The sequence below is a fragment of the Iodobacter fluviatilis genome (genome assembly GCF_900451195.1).
In the GTDB taxonomy this organism is placed as follows: domain Bacteria; phylum Pseudomonadota; class Gammaproteobacteria; order Burkholderiales; family Chitinibacteraceae; genus Iodobacter; species Iodobacter fluviatilis.
Map to the genome: position 1 here is coordinate 1 of NZ_UGHR01000007.1, position 15,563 is coordinate 15,563.

A 15,563-nucleotide genomic window follows, 5' to 3' on the forward strand; every position below is an offset into this window, starting at 1 on the left:
GACTCACCCTGCGCCGATGAACGTTGCGCAGGAAACCTTGGGTTTTCGGTGTGCGGGCTTTTCACCCGCATTATCGCTACTCATGTCAGCATTCGCACTTCCGATACCTCCAGCATCCTTCTCAAGACACCTTCGCAGGCCTACGGAACGCTCCTCTACCATATGCACATCGTGCATATTCGCGTCTTCGGTTATCAGTTTGAGCCCCGTTACATCTTCCGCGCAGGACGACTCGACCAGTGAGCTATTACGCTTTCTTTAAATGATGGCTGCTTCTAAGCCAACATCCTGGCTGTCTATGCCTTCCCACCTCGTTTTCCACTTAACTGATTATTTGGGACCTTAGACGGCGATCTGGGTTGTTTCCCTCTTGACCATGGACGTTAGCACCCACAGTCTGTCTCCCATGCTCGCACTTGACGGTATTCAGAGTTTGCCATGGTTTGGTAAGTCGCGATGACCCCCTAGCCATAACAGTGCTTTACCCCCGTCAGTGATACATGAGGCACTACCTAAATAGTTTTCGAGGAGAACCAGCTATTTCCAAGTTTGTTTAGCCTTTCACCCCTATCCACAGCTCATCCCCTAATTTTGCAACATTAGTGGGTTCGGACCTCCAGTGCGTGTTACCGCACCTTCATCCTGGCCATGGATAGATCACTTGGTTTCGGGTCTACGCCCAGCAACTATGCGCCCTATTCGGACTCGGTTTCCCTACGCCTCCCCTACTCGGTTAAGCTTGCTACTGAACGTAAGTCGCTGACCCATTATACAAAAGGTACGCAGTCACCCCATTTTGCAAGGGCTCCCACTGTTTGTATGCATCCGGTTTCAGGTTCTATTTCACTCCCCTCCCGGGGTTCTTTTCGCTTTCCCTCACGGTACTGGTTCACTATCGGTCGATGATGAGTATTTAGCCTTGGAGGATGGTCCCCCCATCTTCAAACAGGATTTCTCGTGTCCCGCCCTACTTGTCGCATGCTTAGTACCAACCAATCTTTTTCGTGTACGGGGCTATCACCCACTGTCGCCAGACTTTCCAGACTGTTCCACTAAAGTTTGATTTATCACATGCAGGCTCTTCCCATTTCGCTCGCCACTACTTTGGGAATCTCGGTTGATTTCTTTTCCTTCGGCTACTTAGATGTTTCAGTTCGCCGAGTTCGCTTCTCATGACCTATGTATTCAGTCATGGATGACCCAAAAGGGCCGGGTTTCCCCATTCGGATATCACGGGATCAATGCTTATTTGCCAGCTCCCCGTGCTTTTCGCAGGCTAACGCGTCCTTCTTCGCCTATCATCGCCAAGGCATCCACCAGATGCACTTAGTCGCTTGATCCTATAACCTCAAACACGTATCAACAAAGTTAATACAATTCGAAGTATCTGATTTCGCTTTGTTTGCGACATCGATTATTCAGTTCTGACTTCGAACAATCGATTTTGATACAATCTACCCTTATTTATTTCTAAATTTGAGTATTACTTCTTCTATTTTTTTAAAGATCAAGTTACTGTCTTGCTGATTTTAGAAACCAGAATAAATGTGACTTTATTAAATCACATCAATTCTGAATCCTAATCAACAATCCCTAAACCTACAGTCGATGAGTGTGAGTACTCAATCCAAAAGTCTTCTCTTGAAAGGAGGTGATCCAGCCGCAGGTTCCCCTACGGCTACCTTGTTACGACTTCACCCCAGTCATGAATCCCACCGTGGTAAGCGGCCTCCTTACGGTTAGCCTACCTACTTCTGGTGAAACCCATTCCCATGGTGTGACGGGCGGTGTGTACAAGGCCCGGGAACGTATTCACCGCGACATGCTGATCCGCGATTACTAGCGATTCCGACTTCATGGAGTCGAGTTGCAGACTCCAATCCGGACTACGATCGGTTTTATGAGATTAGCTCCACCTCGCGGCTTGGCAACCCTCTGTACCGACCATTGTATGACGTGTGAAGCCCTAGCCATAAGGGCCATGAGGACTTGACGTCATCCCCACCTTCCTCCGGTTTGTCACCGGCAGTCTCCTTAAAGTGCCCAACTAAATGGTAGCAACTAAGGACAAGGGTTGCGCTCGTTGCGGGACTTAACCCAACATCTCACGACACGAGCTGACGACAGCCATGCAGCACCTGTGTTCAAGTTCCTTGCGGCACTCCCCAATCTCTCAGGGATTCTTGACATGTCAAGGCTAGGTAAGGTTTTTCGCGTTGCATCGAATTAATCCACATCATCCACCGCTTGTGCGGGCCCCCGTCAATTCCTTTGAGTTTTAGCCTTGCGGCCGTACTCCCCAGGCGGTCTACTTCACGCGTTAGCTGCGTTACTAAGGAACGAATTCCCCAACAACTAGTAGACATCGTTTAGGGCGTGGACTACCAGGGTATCTAATCCTGTTTGCTCCCCACGCTTTCGTGCATGAGTGTCAGTATTAGCCCAGGGGGTTGCCTTCGCCATCGGTGTTCCTCCGCATCTCTACGCATTTCACTGCTACACGCGGAATTCCACCCCCCTCTGCCATACTCTAGTTGACCAGTTTGCAATGCAATTCCCAGGTTGAGCCCGGGGCTTTCACATCACACTTAATCAACCACCTGCGCACCCTTTACGCCCAGTAATTCCGATTAACGCTTGGACCCTACGTATTACCGCGGCTGCTGGCACGTAGTTAGCCGGTCCTTATTCTTCCGGTACTGTCATCCCCAATGGATATTAGCCACTAGGATTTCCTCCCGAACAAAAGCGCTTTACAACCCGAAGGCCTTCTTCACGCACGCGGCATTGCTGGATCAGGCTTGCGCCCATTGTCCAAGATTCCCCACTGCTGCCTCCCGTAGGAGTCTGGACCGTGTCTCAGTTCCAGTGTGGCGGATCGTCCTCTAAGACCCGCTACAGATCGTTGCCTTGGTGAGCCTTTACCTCACCAACTAGCTAATCTGATATCGGCCGCTCTAATAACGAGAGGTCTTGCGATCCCCCTCTTTCCCCCTCAGGGCGTATGCGGTATTAGCTATCCTTTCGGATAGTTATCCCCCATTACTAGGTACGTTCCGATATATTACTCACCCGTTCGCCACTCGTCAGCGGTGCAAGCACCCTGTTACCGTTCGACTTGCATGTGTAAAGCATGCCGCCAGCGTTCAATCTGAGCCAGGATCAAACTCTTTAGTTTAATCACTAAGCTAGTACTTACTGGCTTACTTTATTCGGCACATCCATTGCTGAATGCACCTTACTAATGCAAGCACTTGTTTCGCTTCCGAATCAAGCACTCACACTCATCGACTGTATTTTTTTAAAGATCGTTCTCGCTATCTGCACACTGTGTTTCCGTGTGTGCTGCAGCGAGAGGCCGAACTATACCGGCGGGGCCCTATTCGGTCAACACCTGAGCCACAACAAAAGCCACAAAAGTCGCTAAACCATTGATTTGTATAAAACACAAATCTTGTGTGCAAAAAGCAAAACTATACAAATCTTTCAACAAGCGCCTTTTGAACAGGCATAAAAAAGGACAGCACTACTCAAAAACAGGCAAAACACGAGAAAACCGCAGCAGACAACTTAAAACAGAAGGGTTCTTATCGGCAGCAGAGGATTTTCGATACGAAAAAAAAGGCGCTGTCTCTATACAGCGCCCTTTCACTACAAACTTACTTTTCGCTGAGGATGCGAACCGCATCTGCTAATGCAATTTTCTCCATCTCGCCACCGGCACGGGCAATGTATTCAACCATGCCTTCAGCCAAGCCTTTTTCACCGATCGTGATGCGATGAGGAATACCGATGAGCTCCATATCAGCAAACATCGAGCCCGGACGCTCATTACGATCATCCAGCAAAACATCAATACCGGCAGCCACAAAATCGGCATATAACGCGTCGGCTGCAGCTTTAATGGTTTCCGAACGATGATAGCCCATAGGCACAATCGCTACAGTAAACGGCGCGATGGCGGCTGGGTATTTAATCCCGCGCTCGTCATGGTTTTGCTCAATAGCAGCGGCCACGATGCGCGATACTCCGATGCCATAGCACCCCATTTCCATCGTTTTTAGCGAACCATCCGCATCCGTGAACTGACACTTCATCTTTTCTGCGTAAGTAGTGCGCAGCTGGAAGATGTGGCCAACTTCAATACCACGACAGATTTCCAATGTGCCTTTACCATCTGGGCTGGCATCGCCATTCACTACATTACGAATATCAGCAACGATATTTGGCTCTGGCAAATCACGGCCAAAGTTAACGCCTGCCAAGTGGAACTTAGGCTTATTTGCGCCACAAACAAAATCACTCATTACGGCAACGGTGCGATCTGCGATCACACGCACACCCGCAGGAATACCAACCGGCCCAAGGAAACCCGGCGGGCAATTAAAAGCGGCGCGGATTTCTTCATCACTGGCAAAGCGGAAATCAGCCATGCCTTCAACCTTAGCCAGCTTGACTTCGTTCAGATTGTGATCGCCGCGCAGCAGGGCAATGACCAGCTCATTGGCGGATGTCATCAAGGCCAGTAATTTAACAGTGCGCTCAATGCTGATATCTAAGAGTGCAGCAACGGCTTCGCAGGAGGTTTGTTTTGGAGTATCGACATCACGCATCGCCTCAGCTGGCGCACGGCGTGGCTCTGCAGGCGCAAACGCTTCGGCAAGCTCAGTATTGGCTGCGTAGTCAGAATCTGGGCAGTAGGCTAAAAGATCTTCACCCGCATCCGCCAAGACATGGAATTCATGGCTGCCCGAGCCGCCAATTGCGCCGGTGTCGGCCGCCACAGCGCGGAACTTCAAGCCCAAACGAGTGAACACATTAGAGTAGCTTTGGTACATCACGCCATAAGTAGCTTGCAGCGACTCAAAATCGGCATGGAAAGAATAAGCATCCTTCATCATAAATTCGCGCGCGCGCATCACGCCAAAACGTGGGCGAATTTCATCACGGAATTTAGTCTGTACTTGGTAGAAGCTTACTGGCAGCTGTTTATAGCTGCGTAATTCAGAGCGAGCGATATCGGTAATCACTTCTTCGTGCGTTGGGCCAAAGCAAAACTGGCGCTCATGACGATCGGTGATTTTCAGCATTTGTGGGCCAAACACATCCCAACGACCCGTTTCCTGCCACAGCTCTGCAGGCTGTACCGCAGGCATTAACATTTCTTGCGCACCCGCTTTATTCATCTCATCGCGGATCACGGCTTCAACCTTACGCAGCACGCGTAAGCCCAGAGGCATCCATGTATAGAGGCCAGAACCGAGGCGCTTGATTAAACCTGCACGCAGCATCAGCTTGTGCGAGATCAGTTCGGCCTCTGAAGGCGCTTCTTTTAAAGTCGAGAAATAAAGTTGTGACGTGCGCATGGCGGCAACCGAGTTCATTTAAAAAACAAAGAGGGGATTTTAGACGATAGACCCGCCCCTGTGCCAACCTTGCATAAACATTTAGCAAATAAGCAGCTGGGGCTGGGCTTTATTTAAGGCAGCTAAGGCCTTTAGCAATGGCTTCGGCCATATGGTTTTGGGTTGCAGGCTCTTGCAAAGCAAGTGCGTCCGCGCGATTTACAATTACACCGGCTTCAAACAAGATGGCAGGAATTTTGCCGAGACGAACCACAACAAAATCAGCGTCGTAAATGCCAAGTTTAGGGTCAAGCTGCAGACGATCTTCGCCTGCAATGCCTGGAGCATGGTGGTTCGTGGGCTTAAAGTCCTGAGCAAGCAGAGATTGCGATACGGCCTGAGCACAGGCAAAAGAGCGGCTAAACTGCGAGGCCTGCGAATGAACAAACAAAGAATATCCGCTAAATTGATCCGCATAGCGCTGGCTCTTACCTGCCACATCCCATGTCTGTAGGTACTGCGGCTGGACTGAATCGTGATGGATAGAAATCAACAAATCAGCCGCTGCTGCGGCCTGCACCCGAGCACGCAAGTCGCGCATCTGGCCATCCGCATTAATTAAGAGCACCTTATGCCCTGCGGTCTGCAATGTGCTTTCTACCCGTCGGGCAAGCGCTAGGTTGTAGCTAAACTCGCTCGAACCATAAGCACTGGTCGCACCGGGAGCCGCCAGATAATGCCCCACATCGACGGCAATAGTGGCAGCTTGTACGGATACGGCACTACTAAGCAGCAGGAGGAATCGCCACATTGGCTTTCTCAGCACGTTTAATTGCAATTTTAGGACGCAATATATTCATCATCACGACATCGCGTAGCCACATTAGAAGTAATAACCAAACAACCAGCACACCCGCATAGGGAAGACTGTTATTTTGAAAATCTGGCCATACCGAAGCCAAAACGGGATTGATTACAAATTGCACACTTGCAATCACCACCACGAGCAAGACCAAGGTCGACATGGCGCGTTCTTTTAAAAATGTACCGCGCAGCAAGACGCGTTGCTCCCAGCGGCTCAGGCCACCCAGCTCAGGGACATTATCGGGACGAAAATAAAATGACATGGCTACCTCACAAAAGAGCGGCTAGTGTCGCGACTTGTTTCTGACTTGGCAAGTCAAAAACTATTTTTTCACGTCATTTTATTCACCACTCCCAACCCCAGAAATACCATATCAGCCAGATATGCAAAAAGCATTGAAACCAAACATAGATCACAAAATCAAGTAACTATTCAATGAAGATAAAAAATAACAAGTCAGGTTAAATGCATACTTACCCACTAAATCATTAAAAGCCACAAGCCTTTACTGATTTATAAAGATAGCCTTTCAGCAAATCAGCTTATTGATGCCATCTTTTCGAAATCTGTCTTTCAAAAAAATGACGGGGTAGTTCTATGTCCTTTTTTTCAGCAGTAATTATTTCGGAAAATGATCTATGTCTCGTGCAAATTGGGGCTCTCGCCTCGGCTTTATTCTGGCCGCCTCTGGCTCCGCAGTTGGCCTTGGAGCCATCTGGAAATTCCCCTATGTAGCAGGTAAAAATGGTGGCGGCGTGTTTCTACTCGCCTACTTAGCCTGCGTATTCACCGTTGGTATTGCTCTCCTGCTCGCAGAAATGGTGATTGGCCGTGCAGCCAATCGCTCAGCGACCACGGCATTTCGTGATTTAAAAGGTGGTCTCTGGCCTTGGGCTGGCCGCTTATCTGTACTGTGTATTTTTATTGTAATGGCTTACTACAGCGTGGTCGGCGGATGGGTGATTGCTTACATTGGTAAATCCATTACAGGCGAAGCACTGGGGCAAGACACCAAGGCGCTTGCGGCCGCCTTTACGCACTTTATTGCTGACCCTGCCAGTGCCCTATTTTATACAGCGCTCTTTCTGGGCGTAACCGTTGCCGTTGTATTAGGAGGCGTACAAAAAGGTATTGAGCGCATGAGCAAAGTATTAATGCCCGCTCTCTTTCTTTTGATGCTGGTCTTAATTGCCCGCTCGCTCACCCTGCCTGGCGCATGGGAAGGCGTACGCTACTTTATGACCCCGGACTTTAGCAAGCTGACTTCCGCTATGGTGGTTGATGCCCTTGGTCTGGCGTTTTTCTCATTGTCTCTGGGCATGGGGATTATTATTTCCTACGGCTCTTATGTCGATAAAGACACCAACTTGGCCGGTGCAACGCTGTGGATTTCTATCTTGGCTACCTTAGCCAGCGTTTTGGCTGGCTTTATGGTTCTGCCTGCCGTATTTGCTTTTGGCGTTGACCCTGCAGCGGGTCCTGGCCTGACCTTTATCACCATGCCAGCCATCTTTGCACAAATGCCATTTGGCCAAGCGTGGGCAGTTGCCTTCTTCTTACTACTTTTATTTGCAGCACTCACCTCATCGGTATCGATTGTTGAGCCGATTGTCAGCTACTTCATCGATGAATTTGGCTGGGAGCGCCGCCGTGCGGCTTATATCACCACTGCTGCCGTATTTATTGCCAGCATCCCTGCGGCCCTTTCTTTTGGCCCGATGGCAGAGATGAAATTATTTGGCAAAACAGCATTTGATCTGATGGATTACACAACATCTAATATCATGATGCCAGCGGGCGGCATTTTAGTTGCCATCTTCGCAGGCTGGACCATCTGGCCACGCATCCATAGCGAGCTGCTCAGCAATGGAGGCGGACGCTGGATCCCTGCTTTCCGTGGTATTTGTGCCATCGTTGCGCCAATTATGATCGGCGTGATCTGGGTACATAATCTGTAAAGTAAGAAGTTAATTCGCATATAATCCAGCGGGGCTTCGGCCCCGCTTTTTTGACTCTTGGTGGACGCCAGCGTGAGCAGTTTTACCTTTCAGCCCATCGGCTACTTGGCTACTCCCTTTGCAGATAAATTTGGTATTCCACGCCAGCCCAGCTTAGCCCCCAACGCATTGGGGGTACTAAAGCTACTGCCGCCTTATAATCGCAGCGAAGCCGTGCGCGGGCTGGAAGACTTTTCCCATGTCTGGCTCACCTTTGTGTTTCACCAAAGTGCCACGGACTGGAAGCCCACCGTGCGCCCACCTAGGCTGGGTGGCAATACCAGAATAGGGGTTTTTGCCAGCCGCTCACCGTTTCGGCCCAACCCGATTGGCTTGTCTTTAGTTGAACTGATTAAAGTGGATACCCAATCTGGCGTCACCCTGACATTTAAAGGGATTGATTTAGTCGATGGCACGCCCATTTTAGATATCAAGCCTTATATCCCTTACGCTGAAAGCCTTCCTGATGCGCGAGGCGGCTTTGCTGACAGCCCTCCGCCAGAACTTAAAGTTGTTTTTAGCCCTGATGCAACAGCACGCCTAAGACCAGAACTGCGTGAATTAATTGAAGACGTATTAAAACAAGACCCTCGACCAGCCTATGCAAATGATGCAGACCGCATCTATGGCGTAAGGCTGTATCAATTTGATGTGAAATGGCGCTGCGATGGGCAAACCGCCTTCGTGATCGCCCTGGAGAAAGTAGTATGAAAAAACTGTTTGCAAGCTTAATCAGCCTGAGCTTTTTAGCCGCATGCACCAGCAATCCACCTGCTGAGCCCAAACCACTACCGAAACTTAAAATTGGCTTGGCACTCGGTGGTGGCGCAGCCAAGGGCTTTGCCCATATTGGTGTAATTAAAATGCTGGAAGCTAACGGCATCGTTCCAGACGTCGTTTCAGGCACCAGTGCAGGCAGCGTAGTTGGCGCACTGTACGCCTCGGGAATGAATGGTTTTACGCTACAGGAACGCGCATTTGGCCTAGATGAATCACAAATTCGGGATTTAAGTCTGATGTCAGGCGGTTTAGTTAAAGGGCAAAAACTACAAGATTACGTCAATAAACTTGTTGATAACCGCCCGCTGGATAAGCTCAACAAACCTTTTGCAGCAGTGGCAACTGAGCTGGATACCGGCACGCGAATTTCTTTTGCACGAGGAAACACCGGCCAAGCTGTGCGTGCCTCATCCAGCATCCCCGGTGTATTTGAGCCAGTGATGATTGCAGGACGCCGCTATGTAGATGGCGGCGTCATCAGCCCAGTGCCCGTTGATGCTGCCAAAGAACTAGGAGCCGATTTTATTATCGCAGTTGATATTTCATCCAAGGCCAACGGCAGCAACACCCCAAACAATATGCTTGGAATCGTAAACCAAGCGGTCATGATCATGGGGCAAAAACTAGGCGAGCAAGAAATGACGCGCGCGGATTTTATCCTTCGCCCCAAAGTGGGTAAGATTGGCGCAGCAGATTTTGATCAGAAAAACGTCGCCATTTTAGAAGGTGAAAAAGCAACGGTTGCCGCCATCTCAGAAATTAAACGCCGTATGCTGGAAAAGCAAAAAACACTGGCTAAATAAGCAGCACAGATCTGCGCACCTAAGCTTGTTGCTTCATCTGACCTGGTAAAAAAGTAAGTAAAGCGAGTATTATTTTTTTATCAGACACGCTGCTTCCGCTTAACGCTAAGCAGCACAATCTTAAAACCAGAGAGCGCAGAGTACGCAGAAAAAAGGGGTAACCCGCTTTCTATGTGAACTCCGCGCTTTTTTTCCAGAGCTTCAAGCTTGGCAAACTGGCACAACAAATTACAGAGCCTTGTTAAGTGCCAATTGTTTAAGAAAAAAACCAGACCATTCTGTTATGCGGGCCACAGGCAAAGCTGCTCTGGCTGCACTTTAGCCTCTTCAAATCTGGCCCCTACTCCCAAAAGCCTCACGGGCTTTTTGCCCCGCTCAAAGCCTTCAGCCAGTAAAAGCCCAAAGGTTTCTATGGATGGATGCGGGCAAATGCACTCAACGGTAGTCTGACTAAAATCACTGAATTTTATTTTGACGAAAGCTTTATGCTGACGCTCACCAATGGCACGCTGCATCCGCCTCTGCCAATCACTTACCAGAGCAGGTAATGCTGCATGACAGGCCGCCAGGTCAGGTAAATCATGGTCAAAGGTATTTTCTACTGATAAGGATTTTCGCCGCTCATCATTAGCAACCGGCCGTAAATCGATCCCCCGGCACTGCTCGAATAACTGGCTGCCAAATTTACCGAACTCACGCAACAATCGCTCCAATGGCCAGCCTTGCAAATCAGCACAACAATGTGCACCCTGCCTTGCCAGACGGGCAGCCGTAACCTTACCCACGCCCCAAAGCTTTTTTAGCGGCAAGCCAAGCATAAAGGCATCGATATCCTGCGGGCGAATCACAAACTGTCCGTTGGGCTTATGCCAGTCACTGGCAATTTTGGCTAATAGCTTATTTGGGGCAATGCCCGCGCTGGCGGTAATGCCGACTTCTGCGGCGATACGCGCTCTGATTTCCTGCGCCATGCGTGATGCGCTGCCCTGGCAATGCAACAGGCCAGTGACATCTAAATAAGCTTCATCCAGCGATAAAGGCTCAATATTGTCGGTGTAATCGGCGAAAATAGCGCGCATCGCCTGTGATGCAGCGCGATAACGGGGGAAATCAGGGGGAAGTAAAACAAGCTGCGGGCACATTTGCTGAGCGCGATAAGTAGACATCGCCGAGTGCACGCCAAACTTACGAGCCGGATAATTACAGGTTGCGATCACACCACGCCGGTCGGCCTCTCCGCCAATGGCCAAAGGCACATTGCGCAGCGCAGGCTGATCGCGCATTTCAACTGCTGCGTAGAAGCAATCACAATCAATATGGATGATCTTGCGCTGGGCGTACACGGCGTAATCCAAGAAGAATCTGTACCCTTATTGTACGATCGTTCTATAAGATTGTCAGCCTCACATTCGCTCATACTGATGTAAGGCGTGCCCAGCCCCATGATCTATGGCTTTATTCCTGATGCTGATGCAAAGCAAGCAAATCAAAAAGCTGAGGCTCGAAATACTCGCCCTTCTCATCCCAGTGCCGCAGCTGGAAAGCCAGTTTCTCTAAAGAGATGTGCCCTACTCCAAAACGATCACGGGTTCTTTTTAGCATCTGGGCCTGGCCTAATAAAAAAGCACGCCGGTCTTCAATTTCTTTTCTTTCCCGCCGATGCGCACCCAAAGACAAATGCAGCCAGATCACCATGGGGGCAGCAAGCCACCACCATTCCATAAACAAGCTCACCAGCGCCAGCAGCGATAAAGAGATATACCAGCACTGATCGGCAAATTCGAATTGAGGCATCCAGTTTGATAAAGAGGGCCAGCGGCGCTTCAGTAACGATGCAGTAAGCTGGTCATCCAATGCATCATGTTTTTTCCGTGCGAGGCCGGTATCTAGGGCTAGGGTGACATACCACTGGGTAATCAGGGGGCAATGCAGCCATGGTGAAGCCAGATAACGCTGCAAGTGCTCACTAAGCTGCGTTTTGAATTCTTCACTCAGCAGGGGCGGCACGCTGTCATTTTGCATTTCGCTATGTGCATGCTGAACCAGCAACGGATAGCCTGCCACATCCGTCAGCTCGCGGCGGCGGTTAGACAGCAAATCAGGGGGCAGCGCTAATGTTGGGTGATCAAGGCGTACATAATTAAACAATAAAGCTTCTAAAACGGTGAAGTCTGGCGTTTTTCCCTGCTCATTTTTTAGCTGATCACGTAAGCGAATAATTTCAGCCGAAACCAAGGAAGCAATGGGCAATGCTTCAGGCACCCATGTAAACCGAAGTAAGTTTTCTGCTTTATAAAACGCCTCTTCATACTGGCGGGCATAGCCTTCGTAATACATGCCCATGGCTTCAGCATCGCGCGTTTTATCTCCGGTCAGCAGGGGCAAAGTAGGCGGTGAGCGTTTTAAATCCAGACAAATCCGATTGGCGATGGTGGCCAGCTCAGGGGCAATCCCAGCACGGGCAAACAGGGGATCAAGCTCGCGCTTTTTTTGCCGAACCTGTTCCAACGCCTTCCAAACACTCCATTCCGCCATTATTTTCCTGAATTACCGATTACAGAGAGAAACACAAACTTAAAAATGCACAGCATAAATAAAGCCGCGAAGCACCTGACTCATCAACGCGGCTTATTTTCCCTACAGTTTCAAAAAAGATTATTCAATCCGGCAAGCTTGAGCAAAATCCAGGCGAGGATTTCTTGGGTAAAGCTGAGTGGTATCGCCATAACCCAAATTAATCAGAAAATTAGAACGCCATTGGCTACCGGCAAAAAAAGCCTCATCCACTTTGCTCTGATCAAAACCAGACATTGGCCCGCAGTCTAAGCCTAATGTGCGTGCAGCCATAATTAAATAAGCACCTTGCAAACTACCATTTCTTTGTACTGTGCTATTAATGGCTGCTTCATTACCAGCAAACCAGCTTTTTGCATCTGCTTGCGGAAATAACACAGGCAATTGCTCATAAAACTCTAGATCATGGGCCACAATCACCGTCACCGGTGCTTTCATGGTTTTTTCAATATTACCTTCACTCAGGCTAGGCAATAATTTGGCCTTAGCCGCTGGGGATTTAACAAAAACAAACCGTGCCGGGGCCGCATTAGCCGATGTAGGTGCCCATTTTAATAAATCATAAAGCTGATTCAATAACTCATCACTTACATCACGATCCTGCCAAGCATTATGTGTACGTGCTTCAGTAAATAATTGCGCCTGAGCTTTGTGATTTAAAACTGAATCTATAATTAAAGTCATTTTTTCTTTTCCTTGCTTTGTAAACGAGACTCTAAAGCCTCACAGAGTTTTTCTAAAATGCTGATTCTGGCCTGGTATTTATTATTCGCGCCTATCATATGCCAGGGTGCGTGCAGTGTATTGGTACGGTCAATCATATCGCTGGCCGCCACAATATATTCATCCCATTTATCGCGGTTACGCCAGTCTTCATCGGTGATTTTAAAACGCTTAAATTCAGTTTGCTCGCGTTCTTCAAAACGCCTTAATTGCTCTTCCTTGCTGATGGCCAGCCAAAACTTTAATACGATACTGTTAGCGGCATCTAATTCTGCTTCAAAATCGTTGATTTCGTTATAGGCACGCATCCAGTCTGCACGCTGAGCAAAACCCTCGACCCGTTCAACTAAAACACGGCCATACCATGAACGATCAAAGATAGTCATGCGCCCATGTTGAGGCACATGCCGCCAAAAACGCCAGAGGTAGGGCTGAGCGCGCTCTTCTTCTGTTGGCGCAGCAACAGGAACCACCCGGTACTGGCGAGCATCCAGTGCAGCGGTAATCCGCCGAATACTGCCACCTTTGCCCGCTGCATCCATTCCCTCAAATACTAAAGAAACCGACATTTCTTTAAATTTTGGGTGGCGGGTCAGCAAATTAAGGCGGCCTTGTAATTCTTCAAGCTTAACCGAGTAATCTGCCTTGCTTAAATTGCTATCTAGCTGCAATTTATCCAGGAGGCGTAATCCATCAATCGAGGGGAGCAATGGTGCGGCTTCGATTCGCTTCTGCGTTAAAGTGCCGCGCTCCAAATGGTGCTTAATTGCTTCTTCAATCTGCTTGCCTACCGTGAGCGAGCGATAATTTGCATCCGTCCCTTCGATAACCCGCCACGGTGAATCTGCCAGATTTGAGCGCATGACCATAGCCAATTGCGCTTCCATAATCTGATCGTAATATTTCAAAAATTGCTTATCCTGATCGGTAACACGCCAGGCGGTGCGATCATCGGCCTCCAGCTTCTTAATGCGTTTTTTCAGCTCATCTTTGGGCAAGTGCAGCCAAAACTTCAGCAGCAATACGCCTTCATCGGAGAGCATTTTCTCAAAACGCGCAATGCGCTCTACTTCATGCTCAAAGCGATCCGCGTAGCCGCCCTGCAAGTAATCCCACATCGGCCCCGCATACCAGCCACCAAACATCAGTGAAATTTTGCCTTTGGGAGGAAGTGCCCGCCAGAAACGCCACATGGCGGGCCTAGCCAGCTCTTCATCACTTTTAACCCCAAAAGCATGGCTTTCAATCAGCCTAGGATCCAGCCATTCCAGAAGTAAATTAGCGGTTTCTGCCTTCCCCGCAGTGGGCACGCCCCCCAAAAGAATCACCACAGGAAAATTAGCCTGCTCTTTTAATTGGTATTGCACGGCCAGCAAGGCCTCACGCAATAAAGGCTCTTGCTCTTTATAAATAGCTTTATCTACTTTGTGGCCTAACTGTGCAGATTCAAACATGCCTTACCCCCAGCGTTGAGTAAGTTCATTATCAGTCAGGAGTGCGAAATTACACCAGTACCAATATGACGAAAAATGTATTTAATACAGAGCAGTTTAAAAACCTAGCCGCCTGAGTACGGCTTGTTCAGACGAAAAAAAAGGAAGCAAGCTTCCTTTTCTGTGATGGTGCTAAAGAGTTTACACCGAGAATGAAGAACCACAACCGCAAGTGGTCGATGCATTCGGGTTCTTAATGGTGAACTGAGAGCCTTCAAGGCTTTCCACATAATCGATCTCGGCCCCCACCAGATATTGATAGCTCATCGGATCAACCAGCAAGGTGACGCCGTTTTTTTCAACCGGGGTATCGTCTTCATTCATGATTTCGTCAAATGTGAAACCATACTGGAAGCCAGAACAGCCGCCGCCGGTTACAAACACACGAAGTTTCAGATCCGGATTGCCTTCTTCGATAATTAAATCACGGACTTTTTCCGCAGCAGAATCAGTGAAAACAAAGGGGATTGGCATGTCGGTCACAGTGTTCATGGGACACTCCAAAAATAGTTGACTAAAAGGATAAGGTATTATCTACCGCGCAAGCTACAGCGGTCAATATTCGGCAGCGGCAACGGTCATTCTTCTACCGTTGCTACACTGGCCGGATCAATTTCTTCCTGCTTGCCATTGCTTAAATGCAGCAGCTTGCCCTGAATCATTGCCCCAGCATGCATTTCTAAAGTTTTATAGCTCAGGTCACCCTTAATGCGGGCCTTGGTTTGCAGTTCAACATATTGAGCCACTTCAATCGGCCCAATAATCTCGCCGTTATGAATCAGATGAGAGCATTGTACGCTGCCTTCAATACGTGCTTTTTCACTGATGACCAAAGTACCACTTTTAGGATCACTGGCGGAGACACGGCCAATCACCGTCCCATCAATTCTTAAACCACCCGAAAAACTAATATCGCCCCGCACCGTCGTACCTTGCCCAATCAGGCTATCAATCTTGGTTGAACCTTTTTTACTTTTAAACAC

Annotated in this window: 12 protein-coding genes and 2 rRNA genes; 3 read left to right on the top strand and 11 right to left on the bottom strand. The window is 48.9% G+C overall.

Going from position 1 to position 15,563, the window contains the following annotated elements; translation table 11 throughout:
- The 5 genes from DYD62_RS22975 to DYD62_RS22995 all read right to left on the bottom strand — a co-directional run.
- Positions 1-1,340: ribosomal RNA gene (locus DYD62_RS22975) — 23S ribosomal RNA — on the bottom strand; the annotation flags it as partial.
- A gap of 304 nt (positions 1,341-1,644) precedes the next feature.
- Positions 1,645-3,178 (bottom strand): 16S ribosomal RNA (locus tag DYD62_RS22980).
- A 481-nt stretch (positions 3,179-3,659) separates the two neighbouring features.
- Positions 3,660-5,366 (bottom strand): proline--tRNA ligase, encoded by a 1,707-nt coding sequence (locus DYD62_RS22985; protein WP_115230226.1) that lies wholly within the window; start codon positions 5,364-5,366, stop codon positions 3,660-3,662.
- Positions 5,367-5,475: 109 nt separating this feature from the next.
- A complete protein-coding gene (locus DYD62_RS22990) occupies positions 5,476-6,156 on the bottom strand; it encodes an N-acetylmuramoyl-L-alanine amidase family protein (RefSeq protein WP_115230199.1) in 681 nt (226 codons plus the stop codon).
- A complete protein-coding gene (locus DYD62_RS22995; protein WP_115230200.1) occupies positions 6,131-6,472 on the bottom strand; it encodes a hypothetical protein in 342 nt (113 codons plus the stop codon). Before DYD62_RS22995 ends, DYD62_RS22990 begins: the two co-directional genes overlap by 26 nt.
- A 376-nt stretch (positions 6,473-6,848) precedes the next feature.
- Between DYD62_RS22995 and DYD62_RS23000 the strand changes: the two genes are divergently transcribed.
- The 3 genes from DYD62_RS23000 to DYD62_RS23010 all read left to right on the top strand — a co-directional run bounded on the left by DYD62_RS23000 (position 6,849) and on the right by DYD62_RS23010 (position 9,790).
- Complete coding sequence (locus tag DYD62_RS23000) at positions 6,849-8,168, top strand: sodium-dependent transporter (RefSeq protein ID WP_115230201.1); 1,320 nt, start codon at positions 6,849-6,851, stop codon at positions 8,166-8,168.
- Between the two features lie 72 nt (positions 8,169-8,240).
- Entirely contained in the window at positions 8,241-8,918 is a 678-nt protein-coding gene (gene tsaA, locus DYD62_RS23005) for a tRNA (N6-threonylcarbamoyladenosine(37)-N6)-methyltransferase TrmO (RefSeq protein WP_115230227.1), read from the top strand.
- The gene (locus DYD62_RS23010; RefSeq protein WP_115230202.1) at positions 8,915-9,790 is read left to right on the top strand and encodes a patatin-like phospholipase family protein; all 876 of its coding nucleotides are present in this window, start codon (positions 8,915-8,917) and stop codon (positions 9,788-9,790) included. The genes tsaA and DYD62_RS23010 overlap by 4 nt, the downstream gene beginning before the upstream one ends.
- 281 nt (positions 9,791-10,071) lie before the next feature.
- Here the strand turns inward: DYD62_RS23010 and dinB are convergent, their stop codons facing one another.
- From dinB to DYD62_RS23040, 6 genes are all read right to left on the bottom strand, one after another.
- Positions 10,072-11,145 (bottom strand): DNA polymerase IV, encoded by a 1,074-nt coding sequence (gene dinB, locus DYD62_RS23015; RefSeq protein ID WP_233703006.1) that lies wholly within the window; start codon positions 11,143-11,145, stop codon positions 10,072-10,074.
- A gap of 100 nt (positions 11,146-11,245) precedes the next feature.
- Positions 11,246-12,325: a hypothetical protein gene (locus DYD62_RS23020; RefSeq protein ID WP_115230204.1), complete on the bottom strand. Its 1,080-nt coding sequence runs from the start codon at positions 12,323-12,325 to the stop codon at positions 11,246-11,248.
- Between the two features lie 120 nt (positions 12,326-12,445).
- Entirely contained in the window at positions 12,446-13,048 is a 603-nt protein-coding gene (locus DYD62_RS23025; protein ID WP_115230205.1) for a malonic semialdehyde reductase, read from the bottom strand.
- A complete protein-coding gene (gene pap / locus DYD62_RS23030; RefSeq protein WP_115230206.1) occupies positions 13,045-14,541 on the bottom strand; it encodes a polyphosphate:AMP phosphotransferase in 1,497 nt (498 codons plus the stop codon). The genes DYD62_RS23025 and pap overlap by 4 nt, the downstream gene beginning before the upstream one ends.
- A 180-nt stretch (positions 14,542-14,721) precedes the next feature.
- Entirely contained in the window at positions 14,722-15,072 is a 351-nt protein-coding gene (gene erpA, locus DYD62_RS23035) for an iron-sulfur cluster insertion protein ErpA (protein WP_115230207.1), read from the bottom strand.
- A gap of 86 nt (positions 15,073-15,158) precedes the next feature.
- Positions 15,159-15,563 carry a bactofilin family protein gene (locus tag DYD62_RS23040; RefSeq protein ID WP_207916831.1) on the bottom strand — a complete coding sequence of 135 codons (405 nt, stop codon included), beginning with the start codon at positions 15,561-15,563 and terminating at the stop codon, positions 15,159-15,161.

What these genes read in the sequence shown, in the direction of transcription:
- DYD62_RS22985 (WP_115230226.1), bottom strand. Translation starts at nt 5,366, where the DNA reads ATGCGCACGTCACAACTTTATTTCTCGACTTTAAAAGAAGCGCCTTCA.
- DYD62_RS22990 (WP_115230199.1), bottom strand. Translation starts at nt 6,156, where the DNA reads ATGTGGCGATTCCTCCTGCTGCTTAGTAGTGCCGTATCCGTACAAGCT.
- DYD62_RS22995 (WP_115230200.1), bottom strand. Translation starts at nt 6,472, where the DNA reads ATGTCATTTTATTTTCGTCCCGATAATGTCCCTGAGCTGGGTGGCCTG.
- DYD62_RS23000 (WP_115230201.1), top strand. Translation starts at nt 6,849, where the DNA reads ATGTCTCGTGCAAATTGGGGCTCTCGCCTCGGCTTTATTCTGGCCGCC.
- DYD62_RS23010 (WP_115230202.1), top strand. Translation starts at nt 8,915, where the DNA reads ATGAAAAAACTGTTTGCAAGCTTAATCAGCCTGAGCTTTTTAGCCGCA.
- DYD62_RS23020 (WP_115230204.1), bottom strand. Translation starts at nt 12,325, where the DNA reads ATGGCGGAATGGAGTGTTTGGAAGGCGTTGGAACAGGTTCGGCAAAAA.
- DYD62_RS23025 (WP_115230205.1), bottom strand. Translation starts at nt 13,048, where the DNA reads ATGACTTTAATTATAGATTCAGTTTTAAATCACAAAGCTCAGGCGCAA.
- pap (WP_115230206.1), bottom strand. Translation starts at nt 14,541, where the DNA reads ATGTTTGAATCTGCACAGTTAGGCCACAAAGTAGATAAAGCTATTTAT.
- erpA (WP_115230207.1), bottom strand. Translation starts at nt 15,072, where the DNA reads ATGAACACTGTGACCGACATGCCAATCCCCTTTGTTTTCACTGATTCT.